This window comes from Collimonas antrihumi (assembly GCF_018304965.1).
GTDB lineage: Bacteria > Pseudomonadota > Gammaproteobacteria > Burkholderiales > Burkholderiaceae_D > Collimonas > Collimonas antrihumi.
The window spans coordinates 25,217-39,939 of record NZ_JAGQED010000012.1 but is presented as its reverse complement, the minus strand read 5'-3'; the positions used below and the strand labels follow the sequence as shown (position 1 = coordinate 39,939).

14 protein-coding genes are annotated in these 14,723 nt (G+C 56.4%); 12 read left to right on the top strand and 2 right to left on the bottom strand.

Annotated features, from left to right (window positions below; all coding sequences use genetic code 11):
* Positions 1 to 55: 55 nt before the first annotated feature.
* The 8 genes from atpA to KHU29_RS12240 all read left to right on the top strand — a co-directional run bounded on the left by atpA (position 56) and on the right by KHU29_RS12240 (position 7,286).
* Positions 56 to 1,597 (top strand): F0F1 ATP synthase subunit alpha, encoded by a 1,542-nt coding sequence (atpA, locus tag KHU29_RS12270; protein WP_211453089.1) that lies wholly within the window; start codon positions 56 to 58, stop codon positions 1,595 to 1,597.
* A gap of 17 nt (positions 1,598 to 1,614) precedes the next feature.
* Positions 1,615 to 2,487, top strand: coding sequence for a F0F1 ATP synthase subunit gamma (gene atpG / locus KHU29_RS12265; RefSeq protein WP_211453088.1), 873 nt, complete (start codon positions 1,615 to 1,617; stop codon positions 2,485 to 2,487).
* A 49-nt stretch (positions 2,488 to 2,536) separates the two neighbouring features.
* Positions 2,537 to 3,937, top strand: coding sequence for a F0F1 ATP synthase subunit beta (gene atpD / locus KHU29_RS12260; RefSeq protein ID WP_014008363.1), 1,401 nt, complete (start codon positions 2,537 to 2,539; stop codon positions 3,935 to 3,937).
* A 144-nt stretch (positions 3,938 to 4,081) separates the two neighbouring features.
* Positions 4,082 to 4,507 carry a F0F1 ATP synthase subunit epsilon gene (locus KHU29_RS12255; RefSeq protein WP_211453087.1) on the top strand — a complete coding sequence of 142 codons (426 nt, stop codon included), beginning with the start codon at positions 4,082 to 4,084 and terminating at the stop codon, positions 4,505 to 4,507.
* A gap of 218 nt (positions 4,508 to 4,725) precedes the next feature.
* Positions 4,726 to 4,854, top strand: coding sequence for a hypothetical protein (locus tag KHU29_RS22360; RefSeq protein ID WP_281416117.1), 129 nt, complete (start codon positions 4,726 to 4,728; stop codon positions 4,852 to 4,854).
* Positions 4,855 to 5,033: 179 nt separating this feature from the next.
* Positions 5,034 to 5,474, top strand: a complete 441-nt coding sequence (locus KHU29_RS12250) for a CoA-binding protein (protein WP_211453086.1) — start codon at positions 5,034 to 5,036, stop codon at positions 5,472 to 5,474.
* A gap of 56 nt (positions 5,475 to 5,530) precedes the next feature.
* The gene (locus KHU29_RS12245) at positions 5,531 to 6,337 is read left to right on the top strand and encodes a PPK2 family polyphosphate kinase (protein WP_211453085.1); all 807 of its coding nucleotides are present in this window, start codon (positions 5,531 to 5,533) and stop codon (positions 6,335 to 6,337) included.
* Positions 6,338 to 6,473: 136 nt separating this feature from the next.
* On the top strand, positions 6,474 to 7,286 hold the full coding sequence (locus tag KHU29_RS12240) for an SGNH/GDSL hydrolase family protein (protein WP_211453084.1): 813 nt from the start codon (positions 6,474 to 6,476) through the stop codon (positions 7,284 to 7,286).
* A gap of 17 nt (positions 7,287 to 7,303) precedes the next feature.
* Here the strand turns inward: KHU29_RS12240 and KHU29_RS12235 are convergent, their stop codons facing one another.
* A complete protein-coding gene (locus tag KHU29_RS12235) occupies positions 7,304 to 8,089 on the bottom strand; it encodes a transporter substrate-binding domain-containing protein (protein WP_211453083.1) in 786 nt (261 codons plus the stop codon).
* Positions 8,090 to 8,133: 44 nt separating this feature from the next.
* Positions 8,134 to 9,639: a MocR-like pyridoxine biosynthesis transcription factor PdxR gene (gene pdxR, locus KHU29_RS12230; protein WP_425514471.1), complete on the bottom strand. Its 1,506-nt coding sequence runs from the start codon at positions 9,637 to 9,639 to the stop codon at positions 8,134 to 8,136.
* 116 nt (positions 9,640 to 9,755) lie between these two features.
* On the opposite strand from pdxR, the gene gabT reads away from it, so the two are divergent.
* From gabT to KHU29_RS12210, 4 genes are all read left to right on the top strand, one after another.
* Entirely contained in the window at positions 9,756 to 11,084 is a 1,329-nt protein-coding gene (gabT, locus tag KHU29_RS12225) for a 4-aminobutyrate--2-oxoglutarate transaminase (RefSeq protein ID WP_281416116.1), read from the top strand.
* A gap of 34 nt (positions 11,085 to 11,118) precedes the next feature.
* Positions 11,119 to 12,252, top strand: a complete 1,134-nt coding sequence (locus tag KHU29_RS12220) for an ABC transporter ATP-binding protein (protein WP_425514472.1) — start codon at positions 11,119 to 11,121, stop codon at positions 12,250 to 12,252.
* Positions 12,253 to 12,292: 40 nt separating this feature from the next.
* Positions 12,293 to 13,333 carry an ABC transporter substrate-binding protein gene (locus tag KHU29_RS12215; protein WP_211453082.1) on the top strand — a complete coding sequence of 347 codons (1,041 nt, stop codon included), beginning with the start codon at positions 12,293 to 12,295 and terminating at the stop codon, positions 13,331 to 13,333.
* A 98-nt stretch (positions 13,334 to 13,431) separates the two neighbouring features.
* On the top strand, positions 13,432 to 14,721 hold the full coding sequence (locus KHU29_RS12210; RefSeq protein ID WP_211453081.1) for an ABC transporter permease: 1,290 nt from the start codon (positions 13,432 to 13,434) through the stop codon (positions 14,719 to 14,721).
* Positions 14,722 to 14,723: the final 2 nt, after the last annotated feature.

Here is a 14,723-nt window from a genome sequence, read left to right as displayed (position 1 = left end):
TTTGACTTTTGCGTATCTGCGTAACTGAGCAACGAGAAAAATTTTAGGAGTTAATATGCAACTCAACGCGTCTGAAATCAGCGAACTGATCAAGAGCCGGATTCAAGGCCTTGGCGATACCGCTGAAATTCGCAATCAAGGCACGGTTATTTCCGTGTCCGACGGTATCTGCCGTATCCATGGTCTGTCTGACGTGATGCAAGGTGAGATGCTGGAATTCCCAGGCAACACATTCGGCCTCGCGCTGAATCTCGAGCGCGACTCTGTCGGCGCCGTTATTCTGGGTGACTTCGAACACATTTCCGAAGGCGATACAGTTAAATGTACCGGCCGTATTTTGGAAGTGCCTATCGGTCCGGAACTGCGCGGCCGTGTAGTGAACGCACTGGGCCAGCCGATCGACGGCAAGGGTCCGGTCAACACCAAGCTGACAGCGCCGATTGAAAAGATCGCACCAGGCGTTATTGCCCGTCAATCCGTTTCGCAGCCAATGCAGACCGGTATCAAGTCGATCGACTCGATGGTACCGATCGGCCGCGGCCAGCGCGAACTGATCATTGGCGACCGTCAAACCGGTAAGACTGCCGTGGCGATTGATGCGATCATCAATCAAAAGGGCCAGGACGTGACATGTATCTATGTCGCTATCGGTCAAAAGGCATCGTCGATCAAGAATATCGTGCGCGCGCTGGAAGCACACGGCGCCATGGAATACACCATTGTTGTTGCTGCATCGGCTTCCGAGTCGGCTGCGATGCAATACCTGTCGGCCTACTCCGGCTGCGCAATGGGCGAATATTTCCGTGACCGTGGTCAAGACGCACTGATCGTGTATGACGATCTGTCCAAGCAAGCTGTTGCATACCGTCAGGTATCGCTGCTGTTGCGCCGTCCACCAGGCCGTGAAGCTTATCCTGGCGATGTGTTCTACCTCCACAGCCGTTTGCTGGAACGCGCAGCACGCGTGAACGAAAAATACGTCGAAGATTTCACCAAGGGTGAAGTCAAGGGCAAGACTGGTTCGCTGACTGCTTTGCCGATCATCGAAACCCAGGCTGGCGACGTTTCCGCTTTCGTTCCGACCAACGTGATTTCGATTACCGATGGTCAGATCTTCCTGGAAACTTCGTTGTTCAACGCCGGTATCCGTCCTGCGATCAACGCCGGTATTTCGGTGTCGCGTGTTGGTGGCGCTGCTCAGACCAAGGTTATCAAGAACCTGTCCGGCGGTATCCGTACCGACTTGGCCCAGTATCGTGAACTGGCTGCGTTCGCGCAGTTTGCTTCCGACCTCGACGAAGCGACCCGCAAGCAACTGGATCGCGGTGCACGCGTTACCGAGCTGTTGAAGCAAGCGCAATACTCGCCATTGTCGATCTCGCTGATGGCTGTGACTTTGTTCGCGGTCAACAAGGGCTTCCTGGACAGCATCGACGTCAAGCAAGTACTGCCGTTCGAAAGCGGTCTGCATAACTACATGAAGACCAGCCACGCGCCTTTGCTGCAAAAGATCGAAGAAACCAAGCAACTCGACAAAGATGGTGAAGCTGCAATGTCTGCTGCCGTTGCTGATTTCAAAAAATCGTTCGTGGCTTAATTTAACTGGAGCACGGAATGGCTACAGGTAAAGAGATACGCAGCAAGATCAAGAGCGTAGAAAATACGAAGAAGATCACGAAGGCGATGGAAATGGTCGCCGCATCCAAAATGCGCAAGGCGCAAGACCGGATGCGTGCGGCACGTCCCTACAGTGACAAGATTCGTAATATCGCTTCTAACTTGTCGCAAGCCAATCCAGAGTACACGCACCCGTTCATGGTGAAGCAGGACAACTCCAAGAACGTTGGTTTCATCGTTGTAACGACCGACAAGGGTCTGTGCGGCGGCATGAACACCAACTCCTTGCGTTTGCTGACCACGAAACTGCGTGAGCTGGAAGGGCAAGGCAATAAGGTTCAGGCAGTAGCGATCGGTAACAAGGGTCTGGGTTTTCTGCACCGGATCGGCGCCAAGGTCGTTGCGCATGCCGTGCAACTGGGCGATACGCCGCATCTGGACAAGCTGATCGGGCCAGTCAAAGTACTGCTCGACGCTTACCAGGAAGGTCGCCTGGACGCGGTTTATCTGGTGTACACCAAGTTCATCAACACGATGAAGCAAGAGCCGATGCTGCAGCAGTTGCTGCCGCTGTCGAGCGATCGTCTTGAGGCTGATAAAACCGGGGCCCATGACTGGGACTACATTTATGAGCCGGATGTGCAAAGCGTCATCGATGAATTGCTGGTGCGTTACGTGGAAGCGCTGATTTATCAGGCTGTCGCTGAAAACATGGCGTCCGAGCAATCGGCGCGGATGGTAGCGATGAAGTCGGCTAGCGACAACGCGGGTAACGTGATTGGCGAACTGAAACTGGTATACAACAAGACGCGTCAAGCTGCGATCACGAAGGAATTGTCTGAGATCGTCGCCGGTGCTGCTGCGGTGTAACGCAAACTGCGTTTAACAGAAATTTATTTTATATATTGAAGGAACGAAAATGGCTGATGGCAAAATCGTTCAGTGTATCGGCGCTGTGGTGGACGTTGAGTTTCCACGTGACGCGATGCCTAAGATTTACGATGCCTTGAAGATGGATGGCTCGGAACTGACGCTGGAAGTACAACAACAGCTGGGCGACGGCGTAGTCCGTACCATTGCGCTGGGTACATCCGACGGTTTGCGCCGCGGCATGACAATCAAGAACACAGGCCAGCCAATCATGGTGCCGACCGGTAAAGCAACACTGGGCCGCATCATGGACGTGCTGGGTAACCCGATCGACGAATGCGGTCCGGTAAGCCACGAAACCACTGCCTCTATCCACCGCAAAGCTCCTGCATACGACGAACTGTCGCCATCGCAGGAATTGCTGGAAACCGGCATCAAGGTTATCGATCTGGTTTGCCCGTTCGCCAAGGGCGGTAAAGTTGGTCTGTTCGGTGGCGCGGGTGTGGGCAAGACCGTGAACATGATGGAACTGATCAACAACATCGCCAAGGCACACAGCGGCTTGTCGGTGTTTGCCGGTGTTGGTGAACGTACTCGTGAAGGTAACGACTTCTATCATGAAATGGCCGACGCTAAAGTGGTTGATCTGGAAAATCCGGAAAAATCCAAAGTGGCGATGGTTTACGGTCAGATGAATGAACCGCCAGGTAACCGTCTGCGCGTTGCGCTGACCGGCCTGACGATCGCTGAAGGCTTCCGTGACGAAGGTAAAGACGTGTTGTTCTTCGTCGATAACATCTACCGTTACACACTGGCCGGTACCGAAGTGTCGGCGCTGCTGGGCCGTATGCCTTCCGCCGTGGGTTACCAGCCTACACTGGCTTCGGAAATGGGCCAGTTGCAAGAACGTATTACATCGACAAAAACCGGTTCGATCACATCGATCCAGGCCGTCTACGTTCCTGCGGATGACTTGACCGACCCGTCGCCTGCAACTACGTTTGCTCACTTGGATTCCACCGTTGTGTTGTCGCGTGATATCGCCTCGCTGGGTATCTACCCTGCGGTTGATCCGCTCGATTCGACTTCGCGTCAGCTGGATCCGCAAGTGGTTGGCCAAGAGCACTACGAAACTGCCCGCGCTGTGCAAGGTATCTTGCAACGCTACAAGGAATTGCGCGACATTATCGCGATTCTGGGTATGGACGAACTGGCTCCTGAAGACAAGTTGCTGGTGGCGCGTGCACGTAAGATGCAACGTTTCCTGTCGCAGCCTTTCCACGTTGCTGAAGTGTTTACCGGTTCGCCAGGTAAATACGTTTCGCTGAAGGACACGATCAAGGGCTTCAAGATGATCGCCAGCGGCGAACTCGATCACCTGCCGGAACAAGCGTTCTACATGGTAGGCACGATCGAAGAAGCAATCGAAAAGGCCAAGAAGATCGGCTAAAGCAAGTTTCGCATAGTCATCCCCGCGAACGCGGGGAATCCACATTTCTGAGTAACTGTTTCACTAAGATGGATTCCCGCGTTCGCGGGAATGACGCAGCGAGGTTTGTTGGTAGTTGATTTAATGGACAACAAAGGGTTTAAGATGGCACACACTATTCACGTAGACGTTGTTTCCGCGGAAGAGCTGATCTTCTCCGGTGAAGCCGAATTCGTCGCGTTGCCGGGTGAGTCGGGCGAGCTGGGGATTTATCCTCGTCATACCCCGCTGATCACGCGCATCAAGCCGGGTGCTGTACGGATCAAGGTGGCAGGTCAGGCGCAGGACGAGTTTGTATTCGTTGCCGGTGGTCTGCTGGAAGTGCAGCCGAATAACGTGACCGTCCTGGCCGACACCGCGATTCGCGGCGCCGATCTGGATGAAGCGAAGGCAACCGAAGCCAAGCGTCGCGCGGAAGAAGCGCTGAGCAACAAGGAATCCGTGATCGATTACGCAAAAGCACAGGCCGAGTTGTCGGCAGCAATTGCGCAGTTGGCGGCGATTGCGAAGTTGCGTCAAAAAGGGCGTTGATTTTGTAGTTCGCCTGCATTTCGGATGGCAACAAGAAAAAGCAGCTTCGGCTGCTTTTTTGTTGCCTGAACGGTTTGTCTTTAATACTTTCCATCGCGGTTTTTAATGATGTACTTATCACATAGGAGGCAAAAAGGCCTGGCCGCCCTGCATGCTAAGATGTATCAAACCGTGCGCAACCAGCCTTTCGTACCTAAAATACTGGCAGGAGAAGGCATATGAAAATCCGGTTATGGCATTTCCTCACTATTGCTCTGCTGGCAATCGGCCTGTGCGCTTGCGAGAAACCAGTCGACACGGCGCCGACACCTAAAGTCGACCCGGCCGGCATGAACGTTGTCAGGTAATTGGCGCGTTATGTTGTTTGGTTGTGTGGTTGTGTGGCAAGAGCAGGGTGGTTGAACAACCCGCCGTGAGGTTGCTGGCAGGAAATCAGATTCTCGCGGTAAGATCATGCAAAGCGCTTTAAGCAAGATCTCTCACGCAAGAATCCACTCACGCCGACAAGTCCATCATAGTAGAACTCATGCCAAATACATCCGCTCCCGTTTCCAACCCTGCCAACCCGATCATCGCCATCGTCGGCCTGTCGTCCAAACCGGACCGGCCGAGCTACGGCGTGGCCCGTTACATGCAGGAACGCGGTTATCGGATTATCCCGGTCAATCCGATGCATGTAGGCGCTCACATCCTTGGAGAGCATTGCTACGCCAATCTGTTCGATGCGGCGAAAGCACTGGCAGCGGACAACCAGAAAATCGACATCGTCGATTGTTTCCGCAAGGCAGAGGACATTCCACCGATCGTCGGCGAGGCAATCATGATCGATGCACGCTGCATCTGGATGCAGCTCGGCATCGTCAATGAAGGCGCCGCGGCCAAGGCGCGCGCCAACGGCATCCAGGTCGAGATGGATAGCTGCATCAAGATCGAGCACGCGCTCGGCAATCTGCACGGGATTCTGTAAGCACCCAGCACTACCAGGACAATACCACCCGCGTGGCCACGTTATCGGAGAGAGCAATGAAAGCATGCAAGCAGTTCCGCGCCGGCAAGCAGACCAAGATCAAGGATGCCGACGCCGCGGAGAAGCCGCTTTCCAGCGGCGACAAAATCAAGGATAAAGAGCTGGTTATCGAGTTGGCGGCACAAATCGCCGTGCAACAGGAAATGCTATATGCCGCCCAGCAGCACAAGATACTGGTGGTATTGCAGGGCATCGACACCAGCGGCAAGGACGGCACCGTAAAAGGGGTGTTTAACCTGATCAATCCCCAAGGCATCCAGATTGCCGATTTCAAGGCGCCGACCCCCATCGAACGCGCCCACGATTATTTATGGCGGGTGCATCAGCAGGTGCCGCGGCAGGGCGAAATCGTGGTGTTCAACCGCAGCCACTATGAAGACGTACTGGTCACCCGGGTGCATGACTGGATCGATGAGGCCGAATGTGAACGCCGCTACGGCCAGATTCGCGATTTTGAAAGGATGTTGGCCGAAACTGGTACTACAATCATCAAGTGTCTGCTGCACATTTCGAAAGACGAGCAGCGTGCTCGCCTGCAAGAACGTATCGACGATCCAACCAAACATTGGAAATTCGACCTGCAAGATCTGGAAGAGCGCAAAAGCTGGGACAAGTATCAGGAGTTGTTCGGGAAAGCGATCGAAGCTACCGATGCCGATCACGCGCCTTGGTACGTGATCCCGGCCAACTCCAAGACGCATCGCAACCTGGCGATTGCCAGTATTTTGATGGAAACCCTTGCTGATCTGAAATTGAAACCGCCGCCGCCCAAGCCAGAATTAAAAGGCTTGAAGATTGAATGAATTGACGGCCGCTAACCACTATAATTGCTTGCCGTTAAGCAAAACGTTAAGCAAAACGTTAAGCAAAACGTTGAGCAAAATCATATAAATAAAATAGTTTGATCCTGGACGATAGTAATAATCAAGGAGACATGAAGTGCGCCGCTGGTTGCCGGAACTGATTGCATTACCGCTCTTGCCGTGGCTGATCATACAAGGCCGTCGCACTCGCCGCCTCACGCCACGCCTGCCGGAAGCCAAGGGACCGACTATCGGCCAGGCACAGATTGCCAGCGCCACGGAACCGCCGCAGCGGCCGCTGGCATTACTGACTATCGGCGAATCGCCGGTAGCCGGGGTCGGCGTCGCCACCCATTACGAAGCGATTACCGGCCAGTTTGCCGCTGCGCTGGCGATGCGCCTGCAGCGTACCGTGACCTGGCAGGCGGTCGGGGAAAATGGCGCGACCCTGAGCGATGCGGTCAAGACCATGTTGCCGCAGGTGGCGTCGCAAAAAGTGGATATCGTGCTGATCGCCTTTGGCGTCAATGACACCACCGCGTTCCGTTCCTGCCGCCGCTATCGGGCCGAGCTGTTGCAATTGATGCGTGACCTGCAGGCGCATCTGTCGCCGCGTCTGATCGTGATTTCCGGTATTCCGCCTATCCACGCTTTTCCGGCGTTGCCTGAACCTCTGCGTTATGTGCTTGGCATGAAAGCCAAGGCGCTGGACGAAACGGTGGAGGAGTTGATTGCCACTCTGCCCGCCGATCTCAACAATTTGCGCGTGACACGGGTGCCGATCCTGATCGACATCAACGATCACACGCTGATGGCTTCCGATGGCTATCATCCGTCGGCCAGCGGCGTCTCGCTATGGGCGCGTCAGCTGGCGACCGCTGTCGCTGCCCATCTGAAATCGATCAGGAAGAACAAGATCGCGCAGCAGTCGGCCAGCAAGCAGGGTTAATTTTCGCAAGCCTGGTTCTATTTTAGCCACTGGTTGAATACCCGGTCGTAGTCGCCGGTCGCTTTCAGCTGATGCATCCAGGTGTCGACGAATTCCTTGAACGGCACGTCGCCGCGCGGCAGCATGAAAGCTTTTTCCGAGAATTGCAGCGGTTGTTCAGGACGAATCGCGCATAACTGCGGATGCAGCTTCGCCTGCCACAGGGTTTCGCTGGCGTCGGTCACCATCACATCGGCTTTTCCCTGCACGATCTGGTCGAAGATGGTGACGTTATCGGGATACAGGATCAGCTGCGCCTGTTTGTAGTTGGCGCGGGCGAAACGCTCATTGGTGCCGCCCGGATTGACGATGGCGCGGGTCGCCGGCTGGTCGATCGCCGTCAGCGACTGGAACTTGCCGACATCGCTGCAACGCGCAATCGCAGCCTTGCCATCCACCATGTGCGGTGCCGAAAACGACACTTTCTTTTGGCGCTCCAGCGTCACCGATACCCCGCCCATCGCGATATCGCACTTCTCCAGGAAGTCGCTGGTCAGGTTGGTCCAGCTGGTTTTGACAAAGCGCGCTTCGACGCCGAGCGCCTTGGCCAGCGATTTGGCCAGATCGACATCGATACCTTCAAAACTGTTGTCACTCTTGAAAAAAGTAAACGGCTTGTAATCGCCGGTCATGCAAACGCGGAGATTACCGGATTTGACGACTTCGTCCAGCCGCGATGGCACCGCTTGGGCGGATGCCGAGGTAGTTACAGAGGTGCCTGCGGCGCTGAGCACCAACATCAGCGCAAAAACAAATTTCTTCATGAGTTCTCCTTGGTTTCGGTCGGGCTCGGGACAGCTTTCATTTTTCATTTCCAATGCGCCTTTATGATGGCCGCCAACTTGTCGAAAGCCGGTGCTATCTGCTCATTCGGCACGCAGGCATAACCCAGCAGCAAGCCATTGCGGGTAGTCTCGGCATTCATGTAATAACGCGACAGCGGCCGCGCCACAATCCCCGCTTCACGCGCCGCGCGGCTGATCGCCCGATCGTCGCATTGCACCGGCAAGCGTAGCGCCAGATGCAGGCCGGCCTCACCGCCGGTGAGCGTGATGCGGTCGCCGAAATGACGTTCGATTGCAGCTTGCAGCAAGTGCAGGCGCTCGGCATACAACACCCGCATGCGCCGGATATGCGAAGCGAAATGTCCTTCGGTCATGAAGTCGGCCATGATCGCCTGCATGAACACCTGGCTGCCGCGATACAGCTCGGAGACGCCGATCGCAAATACCTTCGCCAGCGATTCCGGCACCACCATGAAGCCGATGCGCAGGCTGGGGAACATGGTCTTGCTGAAGGTGCCCATGTACAGCACGCGGTCGTCGGTATCCATGCCTTGCAATGACGCCAGCGGCCGGCTGCCGTAACGGAATTCGCTGTCGTAATCGTCTTCGATGATCCAGACTTTGCGGGTTGCCGCGTACTCCAGCAACATGCGCCGCCGCGACAGGCTCATCACCATCCCCAGCGGATACTGGTGAGACGGCGTGGCGCAGATAAACCGTGGCGGCTGACGCAGGTTGGCCAACCGCATGCGCATGCCTTCCGAGTCGACCGGGATCGCTACCGGCTTGATCCCGAGCGAATTGAGGACGCTGCGCGTGCCCCAGTAACAGGGATCTTCGACCCAGGCGCTATCGCCATGTTCTCCCAGCAACTTGACGACGATATCCAGCGATTGATGGATGCCGGTAGTGATGATCACCTGGCTGGCATTGCAGTTGACTGAACGCGCGATGCGTAAATATTCGGCTATCGCTTCGCGCAGCGGCATATAACCGCCGGCGTCGCCATAGGTCAGCAGCTCTGCGCGTGAGCGGCGCCAATGCTTGTTTTGCAGGCGGCTCCAGATCTTGTTAGGGAATAGCGTCACATCCGGCACGCCGGGCATGAACGCGCCCCACTGCAAATCGCTGACGCCAGCCTGCTGGATCAGTTGCGCGCCGTGCGCCGACAGTTCCGACTCGCCGCTGGGATCGGTCAGCGGCGGCGTGTTCAGGCGCATCTCTGGAATTTGGTCGGGCGTGGTGTCGGCGATGAAGGTGCCGGAACCGGCACGGGTTTCCAGATAACCTTCGGCGATCAGCTGCTCATAGGCATAGGTCACCGTATTGCGCGATATCGTCAGTTCGCGCGCCAGATCGCGTGATGAAGGCAATTGCCAGCCGGATGGCAGCAGTTGCGACAAGATAGCCTCACGGATGGCTTGATAAATCTGCCGGTTAAGTGGCGTGCCGACGGCCTTGGCGACTGTGCCGTCGGCGCCGCGCTCAATGCGCATCAGCAAGAAATCGGTAAGCGAGGCGATGCGCAAAGTGGCTCCATTAGAAAACTGAAAGTGGCACTATATTATAGATCCAGCTCGGCCTTAGTATGCATCAAAGCTAATACAAAAACCGCATAACGCGTACAACGCATTAAGGAGCCATTATGAAAAACGACGGATATCACGCAGCCGCCGCTGCAGCTGTAGCAAACCCGAACACCAACGCCGCTCTGCATCAACGCAAAAATGCCGCCACCCCGCGCGGCGTCGGCGTCATGTGTGATTTCTACGCCTCGCATGCACTCAACGCAGAAATCTGGGATGTGGAAAACCGCCGCTTCATCGATTTCGCCGCCGGTATCGCCGTTCTGAACACCGGCCATCGCCATCCGAAACTGGTGGCCGCGATCCAGGAACAACTGGGCAAATTCACCCACACCGCCTATCAGATCGTGCCGTACGCCAGCTATGTCGAACTGGCTGAGCGCATCAACGCCATCACCCCGGGTGATCATGCTAAAAAAACCACTTTCTTTTCGACCGGCGCCGAGGCGGTAGAAAACGCCGTCAAGATCGCCCGTGCCGCTACCGGCCGTAGCGCGGTGATCGCGTTTTCCGGTGCTTTCCATGGCCGTACCATGATGGGTATGGCGTTGACCGGCAAAGTGGCGCCGTACAAGGTCGGCTTCGGGCCGTTCCCGGCCGAGGTGTATCACGTGCCGTTCCCGATCGAATTGCATGGCGTCAGCGTCGAAAGCTCCCTGGCGGCGTTGCAAGCGCTGTTCAAGGCCGACGTCGATCCCAAGCGCGTTGCCGCCATCATCCTGGAACCGGTGCAAGGCGAGGGTGGTTTCTACGCTGCGCCGCCTGCGCTGATGCAGGCGCTGCGTAAATTGTGCGATGAGCATGGCATCTTGCTGGTGGTGGACGAAGTGCAAACCGGCTTTGCCCGTACCGGCAAGCTGTTCGCTGTGGAACATTCCGGCGTGATTCCGGATTTGATGACGATGGCCAAGAGCCTGGCCGGTGGCATGCCGCTGTCCGCGGTGTGCGGCCGCGCAGAGATCATGGATGCTGCTGCGCCCGGTGGCCTGGGCGGCACGTACGCCGGCAACCCGCTGGCAGTGGCTTCCGCGCTGGCGGTGCTGGACGTGATCGAGGAAGAAAAACTGGTTGAGCGCGCCAATCTGCTCGGCGCCAAACTGAAACAGGTGCTGGAAGGTCTGCGCGCAGAGATTCCGCAGATTGCCGATATCCGTGGCCTGGGAGCGATGGTGGCAGTGGAATTCCTGCAACCGGGCACACGCCAGCCGGATGCCGACTTTACCAAGAAAGTACAGGCAGAAGCTCTCAAAAATGGCTTGCTGTTGTTGAGCTGCGGGGTCTACAGTAACGCGATCCGCTTCTTGTTTCCGCTGACGATTGAGGATAACTTGATGGATGAGGCACTGGCCATCCTGAGTGCCGCGATGCGCACTGTCGCAGCTGCTTGAAACTTGTCGGGAGAATGAGTTGAAGCAAGAAAATATCGCCACCCACCTGCCCTTGGTCTCCAAGGAAGTTGCCGATAAGCCAGGCGCGCCGGATATCCTGGTGCAGTTTTCCGGCGTCAAGAAAACCTATGACGGCGAGAATCTGGTCGTCAAGAACCTGAACCTGGATATCCAGCGCGGCGAGTTCCTTACCTTGCTGGGTCCGTCCGGTTCCGGCAAGACTACCTGCCTGATGATGCTGGCCGGATTCGAGTTTCCTACCGGCGGTGAAATCCGGCTGGACGGCCAACTGCTCAACAAAGTGCCGCCGCATAAACGTAACATCGGCATGGTGTTCCAGAACTACGCCCTGTTTCCGCACATGACGGTGGCGCAGAATGTTGCCTACCCATTGCAGGTACGCAATATCAGCGGTAGCGAGCGCGTCGAAAAGGTAAAAAAAGCGCTGGATATGGTGCAGATGGGCAAATTCGGCGATCGTTATCCGGCCCAACTCTCCGGTGGCCAGCAGCAACGGATCGCGCTGGCGCGGGCGTTGGTGTTCGATCCCAAGCTGGTGCTGATGGATGAGCCGCTGGGCGCGCTCGACAAGCAGCTGCGCGAGCACATGCAGCTGGAGCTGAAAGCCTTGCACAAGCGTCTCGGCGTGACGTTTGTCTACGTTACCCATGATCAAAGCGAAGCGCTGACCATGTCGGACCGCGTCGCCGTATTCGACCAGGGCATCATCCAGCAGCTGGCGGTGGTCGACCGTCTCTACGAATATCCGGAAAATCAGTTCGTCGCCGGTTTCATCGGTGACAACAATCGCTTCAATGGCGTGCTGGCCGCGACCGATGGCGGTAGCGCCACCGTGCGCTTGCCGCATGGCGGTTTGCTGAACGGCCTGAATGCCAACCAGGCTAGCGTCGGTCAGCAGGTTGTGGCTTGCATCCGGCCGGAACGGATTCGTTTGTTACCACTCGCCGATGCTCCGGAAAGCGCTATGCGTGTCAGCGTCAGCAGCCTGATCTATTTCGGCGATCACGTGCGGGTGCGCTGCACCATCCCGCAACAAGACGACTGCTTCGTCAAACTTACCTTGAACGACCCTGCGCTGGCCGGGTTATATGAAGGCACCCAGGTAGCATTGGACGTAGATCCCAAGCACCTGCGCATTTTTATTTAGCAGTTTTCCGCAATTGTTTTTACATCCACGAGGAGACGTGATGAAGGCTTTATTGAAACCCGTTTTTACCAGCGTTGTATTGTCGCTGGCTGCAATCGGCATGGCTCAGGCGGCAGCCCTGACGGTGGTTAATTTCGGTGGCGCCAACGGTGCAGCGCAGAAGGTTGCCTACATCGATCCCTATGCCAAGGCTAGCGGCGACAAGATCACGGTAGTCGAATTCAATGGTGAGCTGGCGAAAGTCAAAGCCATGGTCGAAGCCAAGAAGGTAAGCTGGGACGTAGTGGAAGTGGATGCCGGCGATATCGGCCGCGCTTGCGAAGAAGGCTTGCTCGAAAAAATCGACTTCAGCAAGATCGGCAACAAGGCCGATTTCAGTCCTGCGGCCATCCACGAATGCGGTGTCGGTGCATTTGTCTGGTCGACCGTGCTGGCCTACGATGCAGACAAGCTGAAAGTCGCACCGAAGACCTGGGCCGATTTCTGGGACGTCAAGAAATACCCTGGCAAACGTGCCATGAAGAAGGGCGCCGAATACACGCTGGAATTCGCACTGATGGCGGATGGGGTGGCGCCGAAAGACGTCTACAAAGTGCTTGCCACCAAAGCCGGTGTCGATCGCGCCTTCAAGAAACTGGACCAACTCAAACCGAATATTCAGTGGTGGGAAGCCGGTGCGCAGCCGCCGCAATTCCTGGTGGCAGGCGATGTCGTGATGTCGACCGCATTTAACGGCCGTATCGATGCCGCGCAACGGGAAGGCAAGAATCTGAAAGTGAGCTGGATCGGCAGTATCTACACGCTCGATTTCTGGGTGATTCCAAAGGGTACGCCGAACAAGGTCGATGCTGAGAAATTCATCGCCTTCGCCAGCAAGCCGGATTCGCAAAAAGCTTACGCCAGCAATATCTCTTACGGCCCGGTGAACAACAATGCACTCAAGATGCTGGACCAGAAAGTGCTGGCTAATTTACCGACCTCGCCGACCAATGCCAAGGATGCCTTGCAACTGAGCCTGTCGTTCTGGACCGATCACGGTGAAGAACTGGAGCAACGCTTCACTGCCTGGGCCGCCAAGTAAAAGATAGGGTTAGCCGCAAGCGGTACTGCATGTAAGTACAGCGCAGCACCGCTTGCGGTAGTTCTTTGCAATTCACTATTCAGCATACCCGGAACACCATGACTTCTATTGCATCTGCCGGCGTCGGTTCTGTCATGACGCCGCCTGCATCACCGCAGAATTCCCACCTCAAGCGCGAACTGCGCCAGGCACAATTTCGCAAGCGCGCCGCCGCGTTGGCATTGATCGCACCGTTGGCGATTTTCCTGTTATTGACCTTCCTGGTGCCGATCGCCATGCTGCTCAAGCGCGCAGTGGAAAACCCGGAAATCGCCACCACATTGCCGCATACCGTGGCGGCACTGAACAATTGGGATCGCAAGAGCGCGCCGCCGGACGCCGCCTATGCCGGACTGGCAAGCGATCTGTTGCAAGCTAAGGAAGACAGCTCGGCCGGTTCGTTGGCGCGCCGTCTCAATTCGGAAATCTCCGGCGCCCGTTCTATCATCATGAAAACCGCGCGTGCTTTGCCGTTGCTGGATGCAGACGGCAAGCCGCTGCCGGCCACGCAGATCAAGCAAGCGTTGATCGATATCGATGAACAATGGGGCCAGCTGCCGTACTGGCAAGTGATTGCCAAGAACGGTGCGCCGTACTCGCCGTACTACCTGCTGGCGGCGCTGGACCTGAAGCAAGACGCCTTCGGCCATATCGAAAAGGCCGATGCCGGCGCTTCGGTGTATCAAAAGATTTTCGGCCGTACTTTCTGGATGGGCCTGGTTGCCACGCTGGCTTGCCTGGTGCTTGGCTATCCGCTGGCGTACTGGCTGTCGACCATGTCGGAACGGCGCGCCAACCTGTTCATGATCCTGGTGCTGATTCCATTCTGGACGTCGATCCTGGTGCGGGTCGCGGCCTGGATTGTATTGCTGCAATCGGAAGGCCTGGTCAACAAAGCCTTGATGGTGACCGGCCTGACGCAAGCGCCGCTGGAGCTGCTGTTCAACCGTATCGGCGTGTACATCGCTATGACGCACATCCTGCTGCCGTTCATGATCCTGCCTTTGTATAGTGTGATGAAAGCAATCCCGCCGACCTACCTGCGCGCTGCGGTGTCGCTCGGCAGCCATCCGTTTGCCGCGTTCTGGCGCGTGTATGTGCCGCAGACCTATCCCGGCATTGGCGCCGGCGCTTTGCTGGTGTTTATCCTGTCGGTCGGTTACTACATCACGCCAGCGTTGCTGGGCGGACCGAACGAACAGATGGTCAGCTATTACATCGCTTATTTCACCAATGTCACCATCAACTGGGGCATGGCTTGCGCACTCGGCGCCTTGCTGTTTGCTGCGACGCTGGTACTGTACGGTGTGTATCGCCGCTTCACCAAAAACGACGTGGCGATGGGGTAAGA

Bases quoted from the DNA above. Each gene is read 5' to 3' on its own strand.
- KHU29_RS12245 (WP_211453085.1), top strand. From the start codon at position 5,531: ATGAAAGCATGCAAGCAGTTCCGCGCCGGCAAGCAGACCAAGATCAAG.
- KHU29_RS22360 (WP_281416117.1), top strand. From the start codon at position 4,726: ATGAAAATCCGGTTATGGCATTTCCTCACTATTGCTCTGCTGGCAATC.
- KHU29_RS12235 (WP_211453083.1), bottom strand. From the start codon at position 8,089: ATGAAGAAATTTGTTTTTGCGCTGATGTTGGTGCTCAGCGCCGCAGGC.
- KHU29_RS12255 (WP_211453087.1), top strand. From the start codon at position 4,082: ATGGCACACACTATTCACGTAGACGTTGTTTCCGCGGAAGAGCTGATC.
- KHU29_RS12210 (WP_211453081.1), top strand. From the start codon at position 13,432: ATGACTTCTATTGCATCTGCCGGCGTCGGTTCTGTCATGACGCCGCCT.
- atpD (WP_014008363.1), top strand. From the start codon at position 2,537: ATGGCTGATGGCAAAATCGTTCAGTGTATCGGCGCTGTGGTGGACGTT.
- gabT (WP_281416116.1), top strand. From the start codon at position 9,756: ATGAAAAACGACGGATATCACGCAGCCGCCGCTGCAGCTGTAGCAAAC.
- KHU29_RS12215 (WP_211453082.1), top strand. From the start codon at position 12,293: ATGAAGGCTTTATTGAAACCCGTTTTTACCAGCGTTGTATTGTCGCTG.
- atpA (WP_211453089.1), top strand. From the start codon at position 56: ATGCAACTCAACGCGTCTGAAATCAGCGAACTGATCAAGAGCCGGATT.
- KHU29_RS12250 (WP_211453086.1), top strand. From the start codon at position 5,034: ATGCCAAATACATCCGCTCCCGTTTCCAACCCTGCCAACCCGATCATC.
- atpG (WP_211453088.1), top strand. From the start codon at position 1,615: ATGGCTACAGGTAAAGAGATACGCAGCAAGATCAAGAGCGTAGAAAAT.